General features: G+C 60.4%; 7 protein-coding genes. All 7 read right to left on the bottom strand.

The features are described from left to right. Window positions 1–278: hypothetical protein (locus GX181_03915; GenBank protein NLM71094.1), on the bottom strand; the 278-nt coding region annotated here is incomplete at its 3' end. Then, window positions 275–1,228, bottom strand: coding sequence for a M23 family metallopeptidase (locus GX181_03910; GenBank protein ID NLM71093.1), 954 nt, complete (start codon window positions 1,226–1,228; stop codon window positions 275–277). The genes GX181_03910 and GX181_03915, both read right to left, overlap by 4 nt. Next, window positions 1,212–2,525, bottom strand: a complete 1,314-nt coding sequence (locus GX181_03905) for a thymidine phosphorylase (GenBank protein NLM71092.1) — start codon at window positions 2,523–2,525, stop codon at window positions 1,212–1,214. Before GX181_03905 ends, GX181_03910 begins: the two co-directional genes overlap by 17 nt. Before the next feature lies 1 nt (window position 2,526). Then, window positions 2,527–3,342: a purine-nucleoside phosphorylase gene (locus GX181_03900; protein NLM71091.1), complete on the bottom strand. Its 816-nt coding sequence runs from the start codon at window positions 3,340–3,342 to the stop codon at window positions 2,527–2,529. Between the two features lie 35 nt (window positions 3,343–3,377). Continuing rightward, the gene (locus tag GX181_03895; protein ID NLM71090.1) at window positions 3,378–4,271 is read right to left on the bottom strand and encodes a tyrosine-type recombinase/integrase; all 894 of its coding nucleotides are present in this window, start codon (window positions 4,269–4,271) and stop codon (window positions 3,378–3,380) included. Window positions 4,272–4,335: 64 nt separating this feature from the next. Beyond that, a complete protein-coding gene (locus tag GX181_03890) occupies window positions 4,336–4,881 on the bottom strand; it encodes an NUDIX hydrolase (protein ID NLM71089.1) in 546 nt (181 codons plus the stop codon). Continuing rightward, window positions 4,866–5,004: 2-oxoacid:ferredoxin oxidoreductase subunit gamma (locus tag GX181_03885; protein NLM71088.1), on the bottom strand; the 139-nt coding region annotated here is incomplete at its 5' end. The genes GX181_03885 and GX181_03890, both read right to left, overlap by 16 nt.

The raw sequence follows: 5,004 nt of genomic DNA, 5'->3' as shown, positions 1-5,004 counted from the left end.
GTGTAGAGCACGTCCCGCATCACGAGGAGCATCCTGTCGAAGCACACTCCATCGATCACCGCTTCCTCGAGGCATAGGTTCAGAGTCGGGACGACCCCGCGCCGAAGATCGTCCTCGGTGGCCATTATCACCGGCAGAACTGATTCGGCCTTGATCCTGTCTTTGAAATACTTGGTGAATAGGGCCTCGTGCTCTTTTACCAGTGCCTCCCCGAAGGCGGAGGCCGCCAGCAGCGCCAGGAGGCCCGCCACCAAGGGAGGTATGCACAGCTTTTTCATCGCCAAGCAGGGGTCAGCTTGACGAACGCCGAGTTCGCCAACAGGTTTGCCGACGTCGAATCGAAGAGGGGCTCAGAGTCCACCGCCTGTCCGGACAGTGAAAGCCCGAAGTGCAGGTGCGGCCCGGTCGACCTCCCGGTGGAGCCGCTCTTCGCGACCACCTGCCCCGCTTTCACCATATCGCCCTGCGCCACGTCTATCGAGCTGAGATGGAAGTACATGGAGATCACCCCGCCGCCCGAGTCGATGTACACGCTCTTGCCGGCGAAGTAGTGGTCGCCGGTAAGGACCACCCTGCCCGGAAGGGCCGCCTTCACAGGAGTGCCCGAGGCCGCCCTGAAATCGACCCCGCCGTGCGGGCTGCCAGCCTTTCCGTTTATTATCCTTCGTCGACCGTACGGACTCGTAACTATGCCCTGCACCGGCCTGAGGATCGGCAAGGCCCAAAGCCTGTCGCCGGTCATTGTGGCCAGTGCCGCCCCGACGAGCTTTCTCTCCGCCTCGATTCGCTTCAGCTCAGACTGGGGAGGGCTCACCATCTTCTCAGGGAGAGTGAGCCTGTCCTCTTTATACTGAACCGGCGTGATCTTTATCGTCAGAGAGTGCTCCGAGGTCCGGTCGCCGTCGACCAGGCGCAGCTTCAGCCTGTGATCCCCCGGCTTGACCTTGCCCACCTGTGTTCCCATCAGCCCCAGTGCGACATAGTGCTCGTTCCACACGGTGATGGCCAATTGTGTCGTGCGCCCCTGCCAGATGGCCTCTACCCCCGTCAGGGGAACCGACGAGGTGGCGCGTATGACTAAAGGCTTTCCAATTCCCACCGAGGATGGGTACTGGACGTTGACGCTCGCACAGCCTGCTCCCGCCGCCAACAGCACCATCAGCGCAGCGAGAATGAAAGCCCGAGCGGGGCCCCTGCATTCAGACGACCTATCAAGAAACCCTGCCAAGAATGACTCCCCTTTCCTCCGCGGCGGCCACAGCACCGCCTCTCTCGAACACGAAGGCCGAGTCGAAAAACGGCAGTGCCTCGGCCAGCTTCTCCTCGCTGGAGTACCGCACCTCGAGGACAGGCTCGCCCCGTCCAGCCTCGTCTCCCTTCTTCCTGATCAGCCGCACACCCACGGATAGGTCTATCTCCTCGTCGATGGACATGCGACCGCCCCCCAGCCTCTTCACTCCCTCTCCAATCATCCTCGCGTCGACCGCCCGAACCACCGAGTCGTCAGGCGAGCGGACATAGTGGACGGAGCTTGCTATCGGCAGCAGCTCCTCCGGCCTGTCGCACACTTCCGGGTCGCCTCCCTGGGCCTCCACCAGCTTCCTGAAATGCTCGAGGGCCGATCCGTCGGCCAGCTTGACCCTCGCCAGCTCGCATCCCTCTTCGAAAGAGCGTTCAGAGTCCATGGATATCATTGCACCCGCCAAGTTGACCACGACCTCACGTACGTCCCTTGGCCCTTCTCCGCGAAAAATCGACACAGCCTCCAGAACCTCGACGCTGTTGCCCACCCACTCTCCAAGAGGTTGATCCATGCTCGTTATAAGGGCCGTGCATTTCTTGCCAAGGTTCCTGGAGAGGGATACCAGCGACCTGGCCAGTTTCTCGGCGCTTTCGTAGTCGGTCATGAAGGCCCCTGCGCCGCACTTGACGTCGAACACGAAGGAGTCGGCGCCGCCCGCGATTTTCTTGCTGATTATGCTGCTGCATATCAGGGGAAGAGAGGGAACGGTGCCCGTCACGTCACGAAGGGCGTAGAACTTGCCCTCGGCGGGCGCGAGGTCCAGGGAATGCCCCGATATGGCGAAGCCTATGCTCTTGACCTGCTCCGCGAAGCGCTCGGATGGCAGGTGGGTCTGGAAGCCCGGTATCGCCTCCAGCTTGTCCACCGTCCCGCCGGTGAACCCCAGTCCGGGCCCGGAGAGCTTCGCCACCCTCGCTCCGCAGGACGCCGCAAGGGGCACCAGCAAAAGGGTGACCTTGTCCCCCACCCCTCCGGTGCTGTGCTTGTCCACTATGCGAAGATCTCCGAAAGAGAGCACCTCCCCTGAATGGGCCAGCGCAAGGGTGAACTCCTTCAGCTCCTCGTCGTTCATTCCCGAGTGATAGACGGCCATGAGCCAGGCGCCCACCTGGTAGTCCGGCACGGCGCCGGCCGCGAACTCTCTCACAAAATCGCGGATCTCGCGGGGGGAGTGCGCTCCGCCGTCTCTCTTGCGCTCGATGAACGAGATCATATCGAACATGTCAGTTCAACTCCGAGAAAAATCGAGTCAAAATACGAATCAGTTTCGCGGATGTCTTTGCCATCTCGTCGAGCACCTCCTGCCCGCTGAGCGCGTTCGACGTCATCCCCGCGGCCGCGTTGGCCACGCACGAGAGGGCGCACACGCGGATTCCCATCGCGTTTGCAACCACGACCTCCGGCACTGTGGACATCCCCACCACTGTGCCCCCGAGCATCCGCGCCATGTGAACCTCCGCCGGGGTCTCGAACGAAGGTCCAGAGAAGGCGAAGTAGATCCCTCTCCTTGACGGGATGCCCTCCAGTTCCGCCGCTCTCTCCAGGCGGGCGGTAAGCCCCGGATCGTAACAGGTCGTCATGTCCGGGAAGCGGTCGTTCCATTCAGGGGTATCCGGCCCGCGCAAGGGGTTCGCCCCCATAAAGTTTATGTGGTCCTCGATCACGACTATGTCTCCGGATGACAGGGCTTTATCCACGCCCCCGGACGCGTTCGTGACCACCAGGTTCCTGATGCCGAGCTCTCCGAAGACCCTGGCGGGAAATACCACCTCTTCCATCGGATACCCTTCGTAGTAGTGGACACGTCCCTGCATGACCAGTATGGATCTTCCGTTCAGCTTGCCGAAGACCAGTTTGCCGCCGTGCCCCGGCGCGGTCGAGATAGGCCAGTTGGGGATCTGCTCATAGGGAAGGACCGTCCTCTCCTCGAGCGAGTCGGCGAAAGCGCCCAGTCCGGAGCCGAGAATGACCGCGGACTCGCAGGGAGCGCCAAGGCGAAGGTTCAGCAGAGAGCATGTCGCTTTAACTCTGTCTATCAAAACACAAACCTCTCTTTCATCCTTGGATTGTCGAATCACGCACGTGGATGTGCAGAATCATACACGTCTCGGAGTTCAAGGTCAAAGTGCAGATACTTTTCAGTGGTCGAGATGGAGGAATGTCCCAGGAGCTCCTGGAGCGTCCTCTGGTCCATCCCTCGCCTGAGCAGGTGGGTGGCAAAGCTGTGGCGCAGGATGTGAGGATGAAGGCGCTGCCTGGAGATCCCTGCCTCCAACCCCCGTTTCAAAATTATTCGCCAGAGGTCCTGGCGGCTCAGGGGCCTGCCGTTGCGGGAGAGGAACAAGAAGGGCGTTCCATCCTTCAGAAGCATCGGACGGGCCTCCTCAAGGTACTTTTCTACTCGCCTCGCCGGTTCTCCCAGAAAGGGGACGTTGCGTCTCTTGTTCCCCTTTCCCAGGACACGGAGGGTCCTGGACGAAAAATCGAGGTCGGACAGTCGCAGCCCGACTATCTCGCTCGCCCGAAGGCCGCATCCGTAGGCGACCTCTATGAGCGCCCTATCCCTTATCGACAAAGAGTCCTCGCCTGAGCACGCCTCGAAAAGCCTGTTAATCTCCCCTTCTCCGAGGATCTTCGGGAGCAGGCCGGGCGTCTTCTGCAGAACGGGGAGGACGAAGCCCTCCGAGACCTCGTCCTCGTACTGAAGGTAGCGAATCCAGGTACGCAGACCTGCCATAGTCCTCTGCACGGATGTCTTGCTCGAATCGAGCGAGACCAGGTGTCGCTGAAATTCCGCCATGCTCTCCTCGCCCGGAGGAAGGGGACATATCGATCTGCTCGAGCAGAATTCAAACCATTTTTTCAGGTCGCGAGAGTATGCGGCGGCGGTGTTCTCGCTTAGCCCCCGCTCCAACAGCAGCCATGAGAGGAATGAATCCCTCGCCGAATCAAAGTCATATAATGTCATAATGGTTACATGATAGCATAAAAAAGGGACCGGCATCAGCCGGTCCCTTTAGCAGTAAGTTATATCACTCGTCGTCTCCGAAGGCTGTCCACCACGAAAGGGCGGCCAGTGTCTTCGCATCCCGGATCTTGCCTTCCGAGATCAGGGAGGGAATATCCTTTTTGTCCACGGGGACTACAGAGATGAACTCGTCGTAGTCCTCCTCGAGTTTCGAGGGCCTCAGGTCCGTGGCGTAGAACAGCTCCATAAGCTCGGTGCAGAAGCCGGGAGAGTTATAGAAGGAGCATATGCTTCTGAGCCGCCCCGGGTAGAAGCCAATCTCCTCCTGGAGCTCTCTGCGGGCTGTCTCGTCGAACGGCTCGTCCTTTTCGACTATGCCCGCCGGTATCTCAAGCATGTTTTCCCCTACCGCATAGCGGTACTGCCGCACCAGTAGCGCCTTCCCGTCCTCCCCGACCGCCAGTATTCCAACGGCCGGCTCGTGCTCCACCACCTCCCGGATCGCTTTTCTCCCGTCCGGAAGTTCGACGTCGTCCACCCTGAGGTTCAGTATCTTTCCCGTGTATAGAGTCTTCTGCGCGAGGGGCCTCTCCCTCACGCCTTCAGACATGCCTTGGCTACCTCTTTTCCTTTCTCGTAGGCGGCGAGGTTCATCGGGAGGAACTCGGGCTTTCTCTTGCCCAGCTTCTCCTTGATCGTCTCAACGCAGACCTTGTCGCCCACTATGCCGCTG

The sequence above is a fragment of the Synergistaceae bacterium genome, assembly GCA_012521675.1.
Classification (GTDB): domain Bacteria; phylum Synergistota; class Synergistia; order Synergistales; family Aminobacteriaceae; genus JAAYLU01.
This window is presented reverse-complemented; position numbering and strand designations above follow the sequence as displayed.

What these genes read in the sequence shown, in the direction of transcription:
- GX181_03890 (NLM71089.1), bottom strand. Translation starts at nt 4,881, where the DNA reads ATGTCTGAAGGCGTGAGGGAGAGGCCCCTCGCGCAGAAGACTCTATAC.
- GX181_03905 (NLM71092.1), bottom strand. Translation starts at nt 2,525, where the DNA reads ATGTTCGATATGATCTCGTTCATCGAGCGCAAGAGAGACGGCGGAGCG.
- GX181_03895 (NLM71090.1), bottom strand. Translation starts at nt 4,271, where the DNA reads ATGACATTATATGACTTTGATTCGGCGAGGGATTCATTCCTCTCATGG.